This window comes from Novosphingobium resinovorum, from assembly GCF_027922145.1.
GTDB classification, from domain to species: Bacteria; Pseudomonadota; Alphaproteobacteria; order Sphingomonadales; family Sphingomonadaceae; genus Novosphingobium; species Novosphingobium resinovorum.
Genome location: NZ_BSFC01000039.1, coordinates 97,327 through 113,107, shown reverse-complemented (window position 1 = coordinate 113,107; position 15,781 = coordinate 97,327). Strand labels below are relative to the sequence as shown.

Here is a 15,781-nt window from a genome sequence, read left to right as displayed (position 1 = left end):
ACTGGCCTGGTTTTACTCCGCCCCGTGGCCGACTTTTGCGCCGCCGTTGACATGCATCTCTTCACAATCAGTTATCCAACTGAGAAACGGCGTGGAACAGCATCCATTCTTCAATCGCCAGGCGCTGTACCTGCGACCCGATCCTTCGCGCGTAGTGGTTCGCCCCTTCCGACCTTCGATCGAGCCACGCGACCACAATCCTCTCGACAAGACTCGCGTCAATCATATCGTCGATTGGGTATTAGGTCTTGGCGTGGACGAAGTGGTCTCCCTGCTGCAGGCGACTCTGGACAGCTTCGACGATCGCCACCACAACCTTCCCGAAATCTTCGAACGACGCGCCCGGGAAATGGAAGTGTCCTATTTCGGAGATGCTTCGCTCTCTCTTTCCCAGCGTCAGTTGATCGGCGCTTATTTCCTAAATGAATACAGCTTCGAAGCCGCCGCGCTGTTTAATCCCAGCATCGTTCCTCACCCATGTCAGACCGGCGCGAAGCTCGGCTGCATCCGCGTAATTCTCTCTTTGCGCGCGGTTGGCGAAGGGCACATTTCCTCCCTGACGTTTCGCTCCGGAACCATAGGCCCTGACGGAGCAATGGACATCGACCCGCCTGCGCGCCTTGCCAGATTGCCGGCCGTCACGGCGTGTGTGGGAGACCGGATCGAACTGTCCTTCATGCCCGAAAGTGATCCATCGGAAAGAGTGATCTTCCCGATTACGGATGCGCAGTCCAACGGCATAGAAGATGCACGCTTCGTGGCCTTTGAGCACGAAGGAACGATCACATATTACGCCACATACACCGCTTACAGCGGGCGTTCGATCCGCTCCGAACTGCTGGAAACCGCCGATTTCTTATCGTTCCGGCTGGTCCCGCTCAAAGGCACTGCGGCCGAGAACAAGGGCATGGCCCTGTTTCCCCGCAAGTTGAACGGGCGATATGCCATGATCGCGCGGTACGACAACGAAAATCTTTACCTGCTCTATTCTGACAACTTGTCCGAATGGACTGGTGGGACGCCTTTATTGGCGCCGAAGTTTCCTGGGGAATTCATCCAGATCGGCGCTTGCGGATCGCCCATTGAACTCGACGAGGGATGGCTACTGTTCATCCACGGGGTGGGACCGATGCGGCATTATTCAATAGGCGCGGTCCTGCTTGACAAGGAGGATGTGACCCGGGTGATCGGCCGTTCTCGTGAGCCCCTTGTGGGGCCGGAAGCCGCAGAGCGCGAAGGATATGTTCCCAATGTGGTCTACTCTTGCGGGGCCATGCGCTTCGGTGAGCGGATCGTTCTGCCATACGCCATTTCTGACACCTTCTCGACGTTTTCTACCGTGAAAGTGACAACGTTGGTCGAGCTTCTCAAGAATGATCTGTAGATGATATTTGTTTCATTTTTGTTAAATTATAACAACAATAGAGTATTAAATTATAAAATATCGCACAGATTTATTTATATATCCATAATTGTGACGCGATTTTTATTTTAAGTGTTTGATTTTGTGTTTTCATCACAGGAAATTATGAACAGTGCCTAGATATTTTTTCCATGTTCTGGATGGTAAATCATTTCCTGATCTTCAAGGAACTGTCCTGGAAGGTCTTGCCGAGGTGCGTCTCGAGGCAATCAGGTTTGCGGGAGACCTTCTTGTCCATGCAGAAGGAACATTTTGGCAAAGTGATGAATGGTCAATTGAAGTCAATAATTCGGCTGGATCCCTTATTCTTTCACTTAATTTCAAGTCTATCTCTGAAGTTCCAGAAATTACATAAAAGCAGGGGGTATCGATGAAAGACCTGAAACTTCGCCTCACGCCGAGAGAATGCGAAATCATAAACCTTATTGCCGCGGGTAAGTCTGCAAAAGAAGTCGCGAGAGTCCTCCTAATTGCGCCTTGCACGGTTGAACGGCATGTTGAAAACGTGCGTCTCAAGACCCGCACGCGCAACCGGGCCCACATGATTGCTCATTTCATCTGCAATTATGAGCAGGACCCGGACGCCTAAGAGCCTGTTTGAGAATGCTCATGGATGGACAATTCTTCGGAGCATGAGGCTGCCGAGAGCGACATGGATCATCGCGTACGAGACGCCTATCCGTTGCTCGTAATCGCAAACGAGCCGTTTCCAGCGGGCCATCCATACGAAAATGCGTCGAGGACCCAAACGCCTTGGCAGTACTTTGAAGCCCGGTTCCTCGTCGGCATGACGGATGATCTTGAGGATGAAGTCGTGATAGGTCGCGGCATCCATAAGGCGACGGACGCGGCTCATGCAGTTTCCTCTATCAGGGCTGGCGGGAAGATGATCTCGCTCGCGAGGTTGGCGGCTATTGCGCCGAAAATCTAGGGCGCGCCAAATGCTGGCACGCAGGTGGGAGCGATCCCGGCGAAGCTGTTGTTCAGCGCTGGCGACAGTGATGGCGAAATTCGTAAAGCTGGTGGAAGATGTGAACTAGTAGGCAGCGATGCAGCGCACGCTCGTTCTACCCCGAGTTGCGGCTGAGGATCATCGCCATGTCCAGCCAATTCGAGCCCCAATCAACCCCGGTTTGCCTCCCGCCCAGCGTGGCTCTCCTACCTTGATTTTGAGCTAGGACCTGTGCCGGAGCAACTCATAAGGCGGCGTAATCGAACCATTCTGTACCCAATGCAGCCAAAGCAAGGTGCTTTCTTGCGCCGCGTTTCAGTTAGAGTAACCTGAAATCGCCACAGCGCTTTGACCGATAATAAATTATCCAGATAAAAGGACCCTTAATGGATCGCGCCTCGTCCGTGTGAGCAAGAACAAGCCGGTCCACGAGGAAAACGTGCCTCGCGATCAGTCGGGGGCGAACTATCATCGGTGAGCGTGGACAGCGTTTGCCCGGAGGGAGAGACAATGAAGAAGGCCGCGCTGGTGCTCCTGGCATCCACCACGCTTGCGACGATCCCGCTACAGGCGGCTATCGCTCAGGATCAGGGCGGGGACGACAACGCCGGATCTCCTTCTGCGGGCGACATCATCGTCACCGCGCGCCGCGTCGAGGAACGCCTCCAAGACGTGCCCATCTCGATGACGGTGTTCAACCAGAAGGCGCTTGATCGCCAGAACGTGTTCTCCGCGAAGGATCTCGCGACCTACACGCCGTCGCTGACGGCAAACTCGCGGTACGGGGCCGACTTTGCCTCCTTTGCCATCCGCGGTTTCACCCAGGAGGCGCGCACCACGACCTCGGTTGGCGTCTATTTCGCGGATGCGGTCGTGCCGCGTTCCTCGCCTTTGAGCGCCTCGGGTGACGGTGCGGGCCCGGGCCATCTGTTCGACCTGCAAAGCGTCCAGGTTCTCAAGGGGCCGCAGGGGACCCTGTTCGGTCGCAATACGACCGGCGGCGCGGTTGTCCTCGTCCCCAATCGTCCGACCTACGACTTCGAGGGATATGTCGAGGCGTCCGCAGGCAACTACGATATGAAACGCGTGCAGGCAGTGCTCAACCTGCCCGTGGGCGAGAGCTTCCGACTGCGTTTCGGCGTCGATACCCAGGAGCGCGACGGCTATCTGCGCAACATCTCGGGTGTCGGTCCCCGCGATTTCGCGGACGTGGGCTATGTCGCCGCGCGGGTGAGCGCGGTCGCCGACCTCTCGGACAACGTGGAGAACTACACCGTCATCTCCTATACCCGCTCGAAGACCAACGGCGCGGCCTCGAGGACGACCGACTGCTATGCCAGCAGTGCCGCCGGCGTCACCACCAACGGTCCCAACGGGTACAGTTGCCAGCAAATCCAGCGCGAGCGTGATGCCGGCGACCTCACGGTGACCAACGCCCTGCCATGGGCGTACCAGAAGCTGGAGACCTGGCAGATCGTGAATTCGCTGAAGTGGCAAGTCAGCGACAACCTCACGATCAAGAACATCAACAGCTACGGCCAGATCATCCAGGACCAGGCCATCGACCTGTTCGGCGTGTGGGTTCCGCTCGGCAACACGCTGCGGGTTCCGATCAGCACCGCGCCCTATTTCAGGACCGTCAACGTGCCCAGCCAGTATGTCGGGAAGGGCTGGGGCAGCGACACATCGATCAGCCCGCCGGGCCTTCACAGCGGACAGCAGGAGACGTTCACGCAGGAACTGCAGTTTCAGGGCACCAACTTCGGCAGCAACCTGACTTGGCAGGCAGGCCTCTACTATGAGCGCAGCCTGCCGCTCGGCTGGGCGGGCTCGCAGAGCATGAACGGGGTCTTGTGCGACAGTGAAGCGGAGTGGGCGGAATTTGCCTGCACCGATGCCTCGGCCGTCACCGGCGCGGCGACCGCCACGGGTAGCAGAAACTTCAATGTCGGCCGCGTGGCGTTCCGCAACATGGCCGCTTATGCGCAGGGCAGCTACAAGTTGACCTCGGCCCTGACTCTGGATGCGGGCATCCGCTATACCTGGGACAAGACGACGGGCAGTTCCACCAACATGGTGGCGTCCTATGCCGCAGCCACCGGCTGGAACACCCCGATGTTCACGTGCACCAATCCCGCCCTCACGTATGGCGGCTCACCCGCGACGTGCCTCGAGCGCTATAGCCAGAGCTCGAAGGCGCCGACATGGATGATCGGGCTGAACTACAAGATCATGCCGGACATCATGGTCTACGCGAAGTATGCAAGAGGCTACCGGCAGGGATCGGTCAGCCCGCTGGCGGCAGTAGGTTTCAAGACTTACGAGCCCGAGCGCGTCGACGTCTATGAAGGCGGAATCAAGACGAGCTGGCACGGGGCGATGCCGGGCAGCTTCAATCTTTCGGGGTTCTATAACGACTTCCAGGACATGCAGCTGCAGGTCTCGTTCGTCGATACCAACGGCATCGCGCCGAACCTGCCCTCTGGCCCGGCCGTGGTCAACGCCGGCAAGGCGCGGATCTGGGGCCTCGAAGCGGAAGCGTCGATCTCTCCCTTCGAGGGCCTCACGCTTCAGGCCAGCTACGCCTATCTCAACACGAAGCTGCTCGAGTTCATTGCGCCGGATCTCTCGACGCAGCCGGTCGGCGGCTACAACCTCGTGGCAAGCACTCCGATCGAGGGCAAGCGCCTGCAGTTCACGCCGAACCACAAGCTGTCGGTCACGGCCAACTACACGCTTCCGTTGCCCGGCTCGGTGGGCCAGGTCAGCCTCGGTGCTACGTATGTCTACACTGGCTCGGTTTTCTACGGCGCCGATGCGTCCTTGCCGAACCGGGTCTACAGCGTATTCGCCCCCTCGGATCCCAATTACGACACGCAAGTCGCGCCAAGCTATGACCTGGTCAACTTCAACCTGAACTGGGAGAAGCCGTTCGACGCCCCCGTCGATCTCCAGGTCTTCGTGACGAACGCATTCGACAAGCGGTATTACGAGGCACGCAGCCTTTCCGGTTCGCGCGGCTTCACGTCGCGGTACTACGGTGATCCGCGCATGTATGGTGCGAGAGTGCGCTACACGTTCTGACCGGCAGACTGCACGGTGACGGGGCCGAAGCGGGCATTGCCGCTTCGGCCCTCAATTGAAGGCATGTGCTTTCGCCATGCCGGTGTTCCTTCCGGGATTACCGGCACGTGGGCATGCGCCCGAATCCCGCAGGCGGCAGCACGAATCTCGCGCGCAACTGCGATACGGATTCGCGAGCGCGCGCCACTTCGTCCTCGGCGTGGATGTCGAGGACCGCTGCAAGGACCCGGTCGTGCTCGGCCCTGAGTTCCCGGCCCGCCACATCGTGGTTGCCGGCCTGCAAGGCCGCCAGAAGCCGCCTAAGGGTTTCGTGGTCGGCAAGCGATCCCGCCAGCCACGCCCGCTGGACAAGACTGTGCGTTGTCGAGGTGCCAAGGCGTACCTGCCAAAGCTGCCCGATCATGAGGTTGAGGACTTCGTTTCCTCCCGCTTTCGCGAGGGTGACGTGGAATTCCGCCAGACCATGGTGCCAACTTTCGAAGTCGGCATCCGCGCGGATTGCCTCTTCCAGCCTTTCCGCAAGTGCGTCCAGCAGTGTCTTGTCGGTTAGGCCTGCAGCATGAAACAGGGCAGAGCATTCCAGAGTCGAGAGGGTGCCGAGAACTTCGAAGGCGGAAGCGTGCAAGACTTGATTGCCGAGGTCGCGATGCGCATCGACGACATACGTGCCCGATCCCACTCGCGTCTCGACCACGCCGAGCAGGTCGAGCGCGTGCAGGGCTTCGCGAATGATGGGGCGGCTGACACCCAGAGCCTGCGCGAGAACGCGTTCCGCTGGCAACCGTTCTCCGCGTTCGTACCGGCCATCGCGCAGATCCTGCATCAGACTGTGCAGCACCGATCGCGAGAGGCGCGCGGGTTCCTTGCCGCCGTGAGGCGGGAGGCCGCGTTGACGCACCATTGATCCTCACCCTGATTGACTAATTAAAGTACACTGTATTTCTATTTCGGGCTCTGAGCAAGGGTCTGCAATATGATTTCTCTTGGCTCACATGGAGTTGAAAGGCCGTGCCGATCGTTTGCGGCTAAAGGCATGAGCGGTCGAAGGTTGCCGCCGTTTGTCCGGGTCAATTTCTCAGGAAAGTAGATCGTCTCCGCGATCTTGCTGCGTGTTCCAGGTCCGGCATGAAGCGGGTGGTGTATTTTTCCGCTCATTCCGAATGTTTGCTTCAATTGGGCGGCAGGAGTCCGTCGGTCGATCGACTTGACATATATAAAGGATACTGTTTTTAATCCACGTGCCGAGACGGTCTTGTCGTTCGGCCGATGAAAAACAGATAGTGGAGTGGAGCGGCGATGGCTCGTCTACCGTGGGACTTGCAGGGGCGAGTCGTGGTTATTTCCGGGGGCAATGCCGGCATCGGCCTGGGTTTTGCCCGCGGCATTGCAAAGGCCGGCGGCGACCTTGTCATCTGGGGAAGGCGCCAGGACAAGAATGAAGTCGCGGCGGACGAGCTGCGCGGCCTGGGCGCCAAGGTGTTCACGCAGGAAGTCGATGTGTCCGACGAGAACCGGGTGATCGAGGCTTTCGCACAGGCCGTATCGACGATGGGCCGCGTGGATGGTGCCATCGCCAATGCCGGCCTGATGATGAATCAGGGCTGCTTCACCAACATGACCGGCGAGGCGTGGCATTTGCTGCTGTCGGTCAACCAGCACGGCGCATTCTACCTCGCCCGTGAGGCCGCGCGCCATATGCGGGGGCGCGCGGAGGCGGGCGACGCCGGCGGATCGATCCTGTTCTGTGCGAGCCTGTCCGCCGTAACCGGCTCGATCGGCATGCAGCACTACAATGCCTCGAAGGGCGCGATGGCGTCGCTGGCCCGGGGGATCGCCGTCGATCTCGGCAAATATGGCATTCGCGCCAATACCGTCTGCCCCGGCTACACTGAGAGCGAGACCGTCAAGGACCAGGGCCCCGATTCCCCGCTCGGCTCGCAAGTGCGTGAGCGCTGCCCGATCCCGCGGTTCGGCACACCCGAGGATTTCGAAGGGATAGGGGTCTACTTTATGAGCGATGCATCGCGTTACCACACCGGCGATCTGGTTAAGGTCGACGGCGGCTGGATGGCCAATGCCGGCAAGCTCAATACCTCGCTGGAGCGCCGAGCATGAGCACGTCCGATACCGTAACCGAGGTCAAGACCAAGGTTTTCCGCGTCGAGCAGTTCCGCGACCCGGTGCTTCCCGCCGAGCGGCGGGCCGAGCTGGAAGCCGCCGAGGCCGAGCCGCTGGACATGACCGTCGAAGCCGTCCTCGCAGCCGCGCAGGCTCAGACGGGCTTGTCCGACTTCGGGCCGGGCGATTTCACCGAACGTCTGGGCCTGTTGCTGGAAGAGGTCGGGAGCAATCCCAACCTGTGGCGCTTCGCCAAGGCGAACTTCCGCGCCGCCTGCGTCAAGCAGGTCGCGAACCGCCTGAAGAACAAGGCCTACCTCGATGCGCATCCCGAGGTCGATCGCGAGGTCATCGACCGCCCGATCATCATCGTCGGCCTGCCGCGCTCGGGCACCACGCATCTCGAGAACCTGATCGCCGCCGATCGCCGGCTGCGCCACCTGCCGGTCTACCTCGGCTCCGAGGCAGTGCTCGCGCCCGGCGAAGCGCCGGGGCCGGACGGGGTCGATCCGCGCTGGCTGCGTTCCAGCGCGCACTGGGACCGGATGAAGCAGAACGCCATCATGGCCGCGATGCACGAGCATTCGCCGGACCACGCCTGCGGCGAGAACGAACTGCAGATGCCCGATTTCACCACCTATCAGTGGGAATGGATGGCAGAGGTGCCGCGCTGGCGCGATCATCTGCTCGGCCACGACCAGACGCCGCATTACGCCTATGGCAAGCGGATGCTCAAGGCCATCGCTCACCAGTTCCCGTCGGACCGGCGCTGGATCCTCAAGGGCAACCAGCATTCCGAGCAGATACCCGCGCTCGTCGCCAACTATCCGGACGCCTATGTCGTCCAGATCCACCGCGACCCGCTGGCATTGCTGCAGTCGGTGCTGACCATGCGGGGCCTTTCCGTCCTCGCGCACCAGAAGCAGCCGGATATCCAGGCGCATGTCGCCTACTGGGTCGATCGCATCGAGCGCATGCTGCGCGCGTACCTGCGCGACATGGACACGGTGCCTCAGGGCCAGCGGCTCGACATCCTGTTCGGCGACGTCATCGCCGACGATGTCGGGACCGCGCAGAAGGTGCTGGAGTTCGCCGGGCTCCCCTCGAGCGAGGACAGTATCGCCGACATGCGCGAATACATGGACAGCCATCCGCGCGGCAAGGACGGACGGGTGGTCTACGACCTCGCCGGTGACTTCAACCTCGACATCCCGGCGCTTCGGAAACGCTTCGCATTCTACCTCGATCGCTTCCCGGTGCGGGTGGAAGTGAAGGCCTGAGCAGCCGATTTCGCTGCCGCAAAGAAAACAAGACTTCGGGAGAATGGACATGACCCAGACGGCTCGGGACGCCAATGAACCCCTCAATGCCCAGATCATCAACGACGGCGCCGGGCGGCAGGATGCGGTCGATCTCGGCCATGGCATCTTCATGTCCAGGGACGTGTCCAATCTCTATCTGGTGACGACTGCGGACGGCAACGTCCTCGTCAATACCGGCATCATCTATAGCGCGGCGGAGAACAGGCGGCGCTTCGATGCCGTCTCCGACCAGCCGATCCGCAGGATCGTCCTGACGCAGAGCCACGAGGATCACATCGGCGGCTGGCCGACCTTCAGCGGCCCGGACGTGGAGACCATCGGCCAGGCTAACCTGCCGTTCGTGCGCAAGCAGTACCGCGACCTCGGCACCGCCATGGGCGCGCGCTCTCGCCGGTTGTGGAGCCGCGACCAGAAGCGCGAACTGACCGAGCGGCCCGAGCCGGTGCTGACCACCACGTTCCAGGACAGTCACCGCTTCGAACAGGGCGGCCGCGCATTCGAGCTGCTGTCGGTGAAGGGCGGGGAAACGGTCGATTCGCTTGCCGTCTGGCTGCCGCAGGAGCGTATCGTCTTCACCGGCAACATGACCGGGCCGATCTTCGGCCACGTGCCCAATCTCTACACCGTGCGGGGCGAGCGCTATCGCTATGTGCAGTGGTACATCGACAGCGTGCAGCGCGTCATCGATCTCGAAGCCGAAGTGCTCATCACCGGTCACGGGGAGCCGGTGCGCGGCGCTGCCGAGATCCGCTCTCGCCTGACCCGCATGCGCGATGCGGCGCAGTACCTGCGCGACCGGACCTTCGAGGGCATGAACGCAGGCAAGGGCCTGTGGGAACTGATGGATACCATCCGCCTGCCTGAGGAACTCGCCATCCCGCAAGGGCACGGCAAAGTGCCCTGGATCGTGCGTTCCATCTGGGAGGAGCATCTGGGCTGGTTCCGCTACGAATCCTCCACCGAACTCTATTCGGTTCCGCCCCAAGCCGTGTTTCCCGAACTCGTCGCGCTCGCGGGAGGCCATGCGCCGGTGCTCGGGCGGGCGAGGGCGCTGCTGGAGGAAGGCAAGCCGCTCCACGCGCTCCATCTGGCCGAGGCCATTCCCGCCGGGGTGCCCGGGCATCGTGACGCGCTCGGCGTCCAGCTTGCGGCCCAGCGGGCCGTGCTCGAAGGCGCGGGGCGGGAGAACTTCAGCGAAGTGCGCTGGCTGGAAAGCGAGATCCTCCGGCTGGAGACGGCCCTGGGTGAAGCGCAGTGACCCATCCGCGTCTGTCTCTGGATGCCATGTGCACGTTCCGGTGGCCGTTCGAGCGCGAACTGGCACTGTGGAAGGACGTGGGCGTCACGCACGCGGGCCTGCTGATGAACAAGATCGCGGACGATCCGGAGCGCCACCTTGGTGCTCTCGACGATGCCGGTATCCGCATCAGCACGCTCATCACCGCAGGCTTCCAGCTCGCCGCGCCCGAGACGTGGGATGCGACGCGCGAAACGCACAAGGCGATGATCGATCTGGTCGCGGCGCATGGCGGCCATTCGATCTATTTCACCAGCGGCCGGACGGTGCGCTGCGACTGGGACGAGGATGTGGCGCTGTTCGCGCAGGCTGTTGCGCCGACCGTCGAGCATGCCCGCGCAAACGGCGTGATCGCTGCCTTCGAACCCAGCTTGCGGACCAGTGTTTCGTTCTGCACGCGCCTTGCCGACGCAGTGGATATCGCCGAGCGAACCGGGCTCGGGATCGTTTCCGACTTCAGCAACAACTGGATGGAGCGGGGCCTTGCCCAGACCCTGAAGCGCGCCATGCCGCACATCGCGCTTGTCCAGATCGGCGACATCGCCATCTCCGGACCGGGCGGGCGCTTGCATGTCGGGCAGGGCGACCTGCCGCTCGGCCGCATGATGAACGACGTGCTGGAAGCCGGTTACGAGGGTGTGTTCGACCTTGAGGTCGTGCCTGCGGACTACACCGCAGACACCGGAGAGGCCGAGTTTCGGGCGGGCATCGAGGCGGCTTCGGAGCTGCTTTACGCGGCCGGGATCTGAGCGCCGGTCGCGAATAATAACGGGAGAGGAACGGGAAGATGTCTACATTCGAAGGCAAGACGGCACTGATCATCGGCGCCGGGCAGAACATCGGTCGCCAGATCGCCCTCGAATGGGCCCGCCGCGGCGCCCGCGTCGCGGTTGCCGACATATCGAGGGATGGGGCCGAAGAGACCGCCGAACTCGTGCGCGCGCTGGGCGCGGAGAGCACCGGGCTGCATTGCAACGTGCTCGACGAGGCGTCGGTGCTGGAAGCCATCGATGCCGCCGAAGCCGCGCTCGGTCCCCTCGACATCCACATGAACAATGCCGGGATACTCTCGGGCGGCAATCCCGAGGACATCCCGCTTGCCGAATGGCAGCGCATGTTCGACGTCAATCTCTTCGGCATGGTGCGCGCCAACAGCGTCGTGGTTCCGCGCATGATGGGACGCGGCGAGGGGCACATCGTCAATACGGCCAGCTTCGCCGGCCTCTATCCGTTCGCCGCGAGCCGCATTCACTATGCGGCGTCCAAGGCGGCGGTGCTGTCGATGTCGCAGAACCTCGCGCTCTATCTCATGCAGTTCGGAATTCGCGTGAGCTGCCTGTGTCCCGGCCCGGTCATGACGACCTCGCCCGATGCAATGAAGCACTTCAGCGAAGGCTACACGATGCGGGCGCCGGGAAGCCATCTGTTCGTCAAGTCGCAGCCCGAGACGGCACGGATCCTGTCCGATGCGATGGAGGGCGGGGAGATCGTCGTGCCCACCCACGAGGAGGTCTGGGCGACGCTGGCCGAGGTCGCCGCGAACCCCGATGCCTTCATCGAGAAGAAGCATGCCGAATTCATGGCGGGCGATCCCGGCAAGCCGGGCATCACCCAGGCCGTCATCGATTCGATCCGGGGCTGAAGGGACGATAATGACCTTGCTCGATCCCCACGAACGTTCGGCGCGCGGTGCGCAGGTCGCGGTGCGCGTCACGGCGCGCGAGCACGAGGTTCCGGCCACGCCGACCGAGGCGAGCTGGCGCGATTTCATCTTCGCGGAAATCTGGGCGCGACCGGGCCTCGAGATGCGCGCCCGCTACCTGATCTCGATCGCCAGCGCGGCCAGCAGCAACGGCCCGGCCGATCTTGTCGAGGATTACATTCGCGGCGCTCTGGTTACCCGTGAACTGACCCAGCCGGAGCTGCGAGAGGCGGCGTTGCACCTCGCCGTCTATGCCGGGTGGTCGCGCGGCGTGGAACTGGATCGGGCGATCACCCGCGTGACGATGGCGCTGGGGCAGCAGGTCAGCGAATACGACGCGATCAGGGCCGAGCCCTGGGATCCGGATTTCCGCGTGCGGGACGGCATAGACGAATTCAACACGGTCATGGGCTTTCCGGGACCGCCGCCGATGACCCCGTATTTCGAGGCGGGCATCGATAATTTCGTGTTCGGGGAAATGTGGAAGCGCGGTGCACTGGACCAACGCTCGCGGCGATGGATCACGCTGGTCGGCGTTTCCGAAAGCTGCGCGGCGACGCCGATCAAGACGCACTTCTACGCGGCGCTTTCGAGCGGCAACTGTACCGCGCACGAGTTGCAGGAGTTCGTCCTGCAGTACGCCGTCCATGCAGGGTGGCCGAAGGCTTCCGTGATCCAGGGCGCGGTGCTGACGATGATCAGGAACCACCGGGAAGGTCTGCCGTGGGACGCATGATGAACACGCAGCCCATCCGGACCGCCTTCATCGGGCTGGGCAGCCAGGGCGCGCCTATGGCCGAGCGTATGCTCGCCGCAGGCTTCCCGCTGACGGTCTGGGCGCGGCGGCCGGAGGCGCTCGCCCCGTTCGTGGCGCAAGGCGCTCTGGCGGCGGCATCTTTGCCGGAACTTGCCGCCTGGGCCGACCACGTGGGTATCTGCGTGGTCGACGATGCCGGCGTTGCCGCTATTTGCGAGCAATTGCTGCCTGCGATGCGGCCGGGCAGCCTGCTGGCGATCCACTCCACGATCCTGCCCGAAAGCTGCGAGCGCCTGGCGCGCCGCTGCGAAGCGGCCGGGATCGCATTTGTCGATGCCCCTGTCAGCGGCGGCGGCGGGGCGGCGGCGGCAGGCTCCCTGACGGTGATGTGCGGCGGCACGGAGCAAGCCTTTGCGCAGGCGAAGCCGGTTTTCGAGGCATTCGCCGGGCTGCTTTTGCACCTCGGGGGCGCGGGGGCCGGGCAACGCGCGAAGATCGTGAACAATTCGCTGATGGCGGCCAACATGGGACTGGCTCATGCCGCCCTCGCGGCAGCCGAGGCGCTCGGCATAGACCGCAAGGCGGCGGCAGAGCTGATCAAGGGCAGCAGCGGCCGCAGCTTCGGCTTCGAGGTCTATGCGCGACTTCCGCGTCCCGAGGACTTCGAGCACGGCGCGGCGCTCCTGCGCAAGGATGTCGCCCTCCTGAGGGCAAGCCTTGGCGTGAACGGACCGGGTCTCGTCCTGGACGAGGCCGCCGCCGACTTTCTCGATGCGGCCGTGCATCGCGCCTAGAGCATTTTCTAATCAGGTGGAATCACCTGATGACTCGGAAAATGCGGCAAACGAGTGGCTTAGAGCGGCTATCGCTGAGGATATCCGAGCGCGGCGGCAAGCCCGCCGTCCACGAGAAGATCGGTCCCGCTGATGAACGATGCGCGATCGGAAGCCAGGAATTCGACGGCGTCCGCGATTTCCGACATGGCGCCTTCGCGCGACAACGGGGTCTGTGCGAACATTGCCCGCTTGCCCGCGCTCTTCTCGTAGGCGAGCGCCCCCATGGGCGTCGAGATGAGGCCGGGCGACAGCGACACGATACGCGCGCCGACCCGGCCCCAGTCCGCCGCCTCGCGCCGTGCCATCTGAAGCAAGCCGACCTTCGAGAGCGCGTAGGCGGTCGCAGGCGTGGCATTCTCGGCACCCAGTACCCCCGCGACGCGGTCGGCGAGGTCCGGTGCGGCCGGCATTTCAAGGACTTCGATCACGGCCGGTGAAGGGCGGAAGCTGTGGGCGGCCAGCGACGCGATGAGGATGGCGCTTGCACCCGGCCGGGCGAGCGGCCGCAACGCTGCCGCAACCAGCGCTGGTCCACGCAGGTTCACCGCCAGTATTCTCGCAAAATCGTCGGCCGCGATCGACAGGCCCGCAATGTGCACCAGACAGCGAAATCCGCCCAGGCCCTCCGCCATGCAGGAGAGTGCCGCGACCGCGTCGGTGTCAGTGACATCGCATGCGAGCGGATGGACATCCGCGCCGTCACGGGCGAGTGCATCGGCCTGTGCACGGGCTGCCTCACCATCGATGTCGGCCAGCAGCACGCGGTGGGTCTGCGCCATGCGCCTTGCTACGGCCGAGCCCATCCCACCGGCACCGATGACGACCGCCAGCGGAAGGTCGGGCCTCCGGGTCCGGCCCGGAACGCCGCTCATTCTGGGGCGCCTTCGTCATTACCGCGCAGGGCGGGCGTCCAGTCCGGATAAGCGCCGAGGCTGAGCACGATCAGGCCACTGACGATCGAAATGCTGACACCGGTGAGGAGAAGGGGGGAGTAACTGCCGAAGGCGTCGTGCGCCACGCCGGCGGAAAGCGGGCCGATGGCCGAGGCCAGCGCGATCATGCTCGTCATCACGCCGAAGATCGCACCGTAATGGCGAAGGCCCGCGTAGCGGGCAGTCAGGTAGCTGCACAGCTGCATCTTCGTGCCGGCCGCATAGCCGCTGATCATCATGCCCACGACGACCAGTGCGGGAGTGGCGACCCCGTCCATGAGCAGGGGCCAGGCGATAGCGGTCGATGCCAGGGTCAGGCCGCCGATCCAGCGGGCATGAAAGCGGTCGACCAGGGTTCCGGTGATGAGTTTGCCCGCAACCCCGGCGATCCCGGACAAGCTCACGAGCCAGGCGGCACTTTCGCGCGAGACCCCGGCCTCGACCAGAATGGGGAACTGATGCACCACGACGGCGATGGTCGCGGTCAGGATAAGGAAGGTGGCGATCGCGACCTTCCAGAGCGCGACACTGCGCCACGCCTGCGCGATCGTCAGGCCGGGCACGTCCGAGGCCGGTGCCGGTTTCTGGGCTCGCCGGTCACCGGGCGTAGCGGCCGCGCTTTTCCCCCTGAGGAACAGCACGGACAGGACAAGGGCAACGCCGCCCCAGCCCAGTCCCAGAATTACGAATGCTTCCCGCCAGCCGAAATGCGTGATCAGCCAGTTGCTGAGGGGCGGCGCGATGACCTGCGCCAGCGCGGTGCCCGACATGGTTATGCCAAGGGCCAGCCCGCGGCCCTTGGTGAAAGTGGCCGCCACGGCGGTGGACCACAGCGTCGACTGGACGAACAGGACGAACACGCCCCACACCAGCCACAATACGATCCACTGCACGAACGAACCCGACGCGAGCGCGAAGGCGCAGATGGACGCGGTCGTGAGCACAAGGCCCGGCAAGGCGATGCGGCGCACTCCGCTGCGGTCGATCAATGCCCCGATGAACGGCGAGAGCACGATGGAAATCAGGGCAGCCGCGGCAAGGCCGCTCGAAAGCTGCGTGCGGTCCCATCCGAAGTCGCGCGCCAGCGGGTCCATGAACACCCCGGCGGCGGGGGTCATGAACGACATGAACGAGAAGCCGATCGAAGAGGCGAGCACGACCGGCCAGTAGCGACGCCACTCGGCCGATGCGGAAACGAGCTCTCCAGTCATATGCAACCTCTCCCTTGTGCCCAGGCTTGTCGCGGTGCGCGATTCTTCTTTGGGAGATCAGTATGGGGCGAGGACAGCGGTCGTCCACTAAAAGTATCCTCTTTTAGGGGGTCAGTACAACGCTCAAGCGATATGCGCGGCTGGACG

The 15,781-nt window shown here is 62.9% G+C and carries 15 protein-coding genes; 11 read left to right on the top strand and 4 right to left on the bottom strand.

The annotated features are described in order from the left end of the window. The first annotated feature begins 1 nt into the window (after position 1). From PKE80_RS21615 to PKE80_RS21605, 3 genes are all read left to right on the top strand, one after another. Positions 2–1,384, top strand: coding sequence for a glycoside hydrolase family 130 protein (locus tag PKE80_RS21615; RefSeq protein WP_271184289.1), 1,383 nt, complete (start codon positions 2–4; stop codon positions 1,382–1,384). A 151-nt stretch (positions 1,385–1,535) separates the two neighbouring features. Then, complete coding sequence (locus PKE80_RS21610) at positions 1,536–1,778, top strand: DUF6894 family protein (protein WP_271184288.1); 243 nt, start codon at positions 1,536–1,538, stop codon at positions 1,776–1,778. Between the two features lie 15 nt (positions 1,779–1,793). After that, positions 1,794–2,012, top strand: a complete 219-nt coding sequence (locus tag PKE80_RS21605; RefSeq protein WP_271184287.1) for a helix-turn-helix domain-containing protein — start codon at positions 1,794–1,796, stop codon at positions 2,010–2,012. An 18-nt stretch (positions 2,013–2,030) separates the two neighbouring features. On the opposite strand, the gene PKE80_RS21600 is transcribed toward PKE80_RS21605, so the two are convergent. Next, complete coding sequence (locus tag PKE80_RS21600) at positions 2,031–2,279, bottom strand: hypothetical protein (protein ID WP_271184286.1); 249 nt, start codon at positions 2,277–2,279, stop codon at positions 2,031–2,033. A 606-nt stretch (positions 2,280–2,885) separates the two neighbouring features. Here PKE80_RS21600 and PKE80_RS21595 point away from each other — a divergent pair. Next, complete coding sequence (locus tag PKE80_RS21595) at positions 2,886–5,459, top strand: TonB-dependent receptor (protein WP_271184285.1); 2,574 nt, start codon at positions 2,886–2,888, stop codon at positions 5,457–5,459. 97 nt (positions 5,460–5,556) lie between these two features. On the opposite strand, the gene PKE80_RS21590 is transcribed toward PKE80_RS21595, so the two are convergent. Then, a complete protein-coding gene (locus PKE80_RS21590) occupies positions 5,557–6,360 on the bottom strand; it encodes a FadR/GntR family transcriptional regulator (protein WP_271184284.1) in 804 nt (267 codons plus the stop codon). Positions 6,361–6,791: 431 nt separating this feature from the next. On the opposite strand from PKE80_RS21590, the gene PKE80_RS21585 reads away from it, so the two are divergent. Genes PKE80_RS21585 through PKE80_RS21555 form a run of 7 tightly spaced genes read left to right on the top strand, consistent with a single transcriptional unit; the run spans position 6,792 to position 13,449 of the window. Then, the gene (locus PKE80_RS21585) at positions 6,792–7,574 is read left to right on the top strand and encodes an SDR family NAD(P)-dependent oxidoreductase (protein ID WP_271184283.1); all 783 of its coding nucleotides are present in this window, start codon (positions 6,792–6,794) and stop codon (positions 7,572–7,574) included. Further along, positions 7,571–8,857 carry a sulfotransferase family protein gene (locus PKE80_RS21580; RefSeq protein WP_271184282.1) on the top strand — a complete coding sequence of 429 codons (1,287 nt, stop codon included), beginning with the start codon at positions 7,571–7,573 and terminating at the stop codon, positions 8,855–8,857. Before PKE80_RS21585 ends, PKE80_RS21580 begins: the two co-directional genes overlap by 4 nt. Before the next feature lie 49 nt (positions 8,858–8,906). Next, complete coding sequence (locus PKE80_RS21575; protein ID WP_271184281.1) at positions 8,907–10,157, top strand: alkyl sulfatase dimerization domain-containing protein; 1,251 nt, start codon at positions 8,907–8,909, stop codon at positions 10,155–10,157. Further along, the gene (locus tag PKE80_RS21570; protein WP_271184280.1) at positions 10,154–10,945 is read left to right on the top strand and encodes a sugar phosphate isomerase/epimerase family protein; all 792 of its coding nucleotides are present in this window, start codon (positions 10,154–10,156) and stop codon (positions 10,943–10,945) included. Before PKE80_RS21575 ends, PKE80_RS21570 begins: the two co-directional genes overlap by 4 nt. 38 nt (positions 10,946–10,983) lie before the next feature. Next, entirely contained in the window at positions 10,984–11,838 is an 855-nt protein-coding gene (locus PKE80_RS21565; RefSeq protein ID WP_271184279.1) for an SDR family NAD(P)-dependent oxidoreductase, read from the top strand. 10 nt (positions 11,839–11,848) lie between these two features. Then, entirely contained in the window at positions 11,849–12,634 is a 786-nt protein-coding gene (locus tag PKE80_RS21560) for a carboxymuconolactone decarboxylase family protein (RefSeq protein WP_271184278.1), read from the top strand. Next, positions 12,634–13,449: an NAD(P)-dependent oxidoreductase gene (locus PKE80_RS21555; RefSeq protein ID WP_271184277.1), complete on the top strand. Its 816-nt coding sequence runs from the start codon at positions 12,634–12,636 to the stop codon at positions 13,447–13,449. The genes PKE80_RS21560 and PKE80_RS21555 overlap by 1 nt, the downstream gene beginning before the upstream one ends. A gap of 68 nt (positions 13,450–13,517) precedes the next feature. Here PKE80_RS21555 and PKE80_RS21550 read toward each other — a convergent pair whose 3' ends face one another. Both PKE80_RS21550 and PKE80_RS21545 read right to left on the bottom strand, forming a co-directional pair. Beyond that, positions 13,518–14,363 (bottom strand): SDR family oxidoreductase, encoded by an 846-nt coding sequence (locus PKE80_RS21550; protein WP_271184276.1) that lies wholly within the window; start codon positions 14,361–14,363, stop codon positions 13,518–13,520. After that, positions 14,360–15,634, bottom strand: coding sequence for an MFS transporter (locus PKE80_RS21545; protein WP_271184275.1), 1,275 nt, complete (start codon positions 15,632–15,634; stop codon positions 14,360–14,362). The genes PKE80_RS21550 and PKE80_RS21545 overlap by 4 nt, the downstream gene beginning before the upstream one ends. Positions 15,635–15,781 lie beyond the last annotated feature (147 nt).

Coding starts and splice junctions, on each gene's coding strand:
- PKE80_RS21605 (WP_271184287.1), top strand. CDS start 1,794: ATGAAAGACCTGAAACTTCGCCTCACGCCGAGAGAATGCGAAATCATA.
- PKE80_RS21600 (WP_271184286.1), bottom strand. CDS start 2,279: ATGAGCCGCGTCCGTCGCCTTATGGATGCCGCGACCTATCACGACTTC.
- PKE80_RS21595 (WP_271184285.1), top strand. CDS start 2,886: ATGAAGAAGGCCGCGCTGGTGCTCCTGGCATCCACCACGCTTGCGACG.
- PKE80_RS21590 (WP_271184284.1), bottom strand. CDS start 6,360: ATGGTGCGTCAACGCGGCCTCCCGCCTCACGGCGGCAAGGAACCCGCG.
- PKE80_RS21580 (WP_271184282.1), top strand. CDS start 7,571: ATGAGCACGTCCGATACCGTAACCGAGGTCAAGACCAAGGTTTTCCGC.
- PKE80_RS21575 (WP_271184281.1), top strand. CDS start 8,907: ATGACCCAGACGGCTCGGGACGCCAATGAACCCCTCAATGCCCAGATC.
- PKE80_RS21565 (WP_271184279.1), top strand. CDS start 10,984: ATGTCTACATTCGAAGGCAAGACGGCACTGATCATCGGCGCCGGGCAG.
- PKE80_RS21560 (WP_271184278.1), top strand. CDS start 11,849: ATGACCTTGCTCGATCCCCACGAACGTTCGGCGCGCGGTGCGCAGGTC.
- PKE80_RS21555 (WP_271184277.1), top strand. CDS start 12,634: ATGAACACGCAGCCCATCCGGACCGCCTTCATCGGGCTGGGCAGCCAG.
- PKE80_RS21550 (WP_271184276.1), bottom strand. CDS start 14,363: ATGAGCGGCGTTCCGGGCCGGACCCGGAGGCCCGACCTTCCGCTGGCG.
- PKE80_RS21545 (WP_271184275.1), bottom strand. CDS start 15,634: ATGACTGGAGAGCTCGTTTCCGCATCGGCCGAGTGGCGTCGCTACTGG.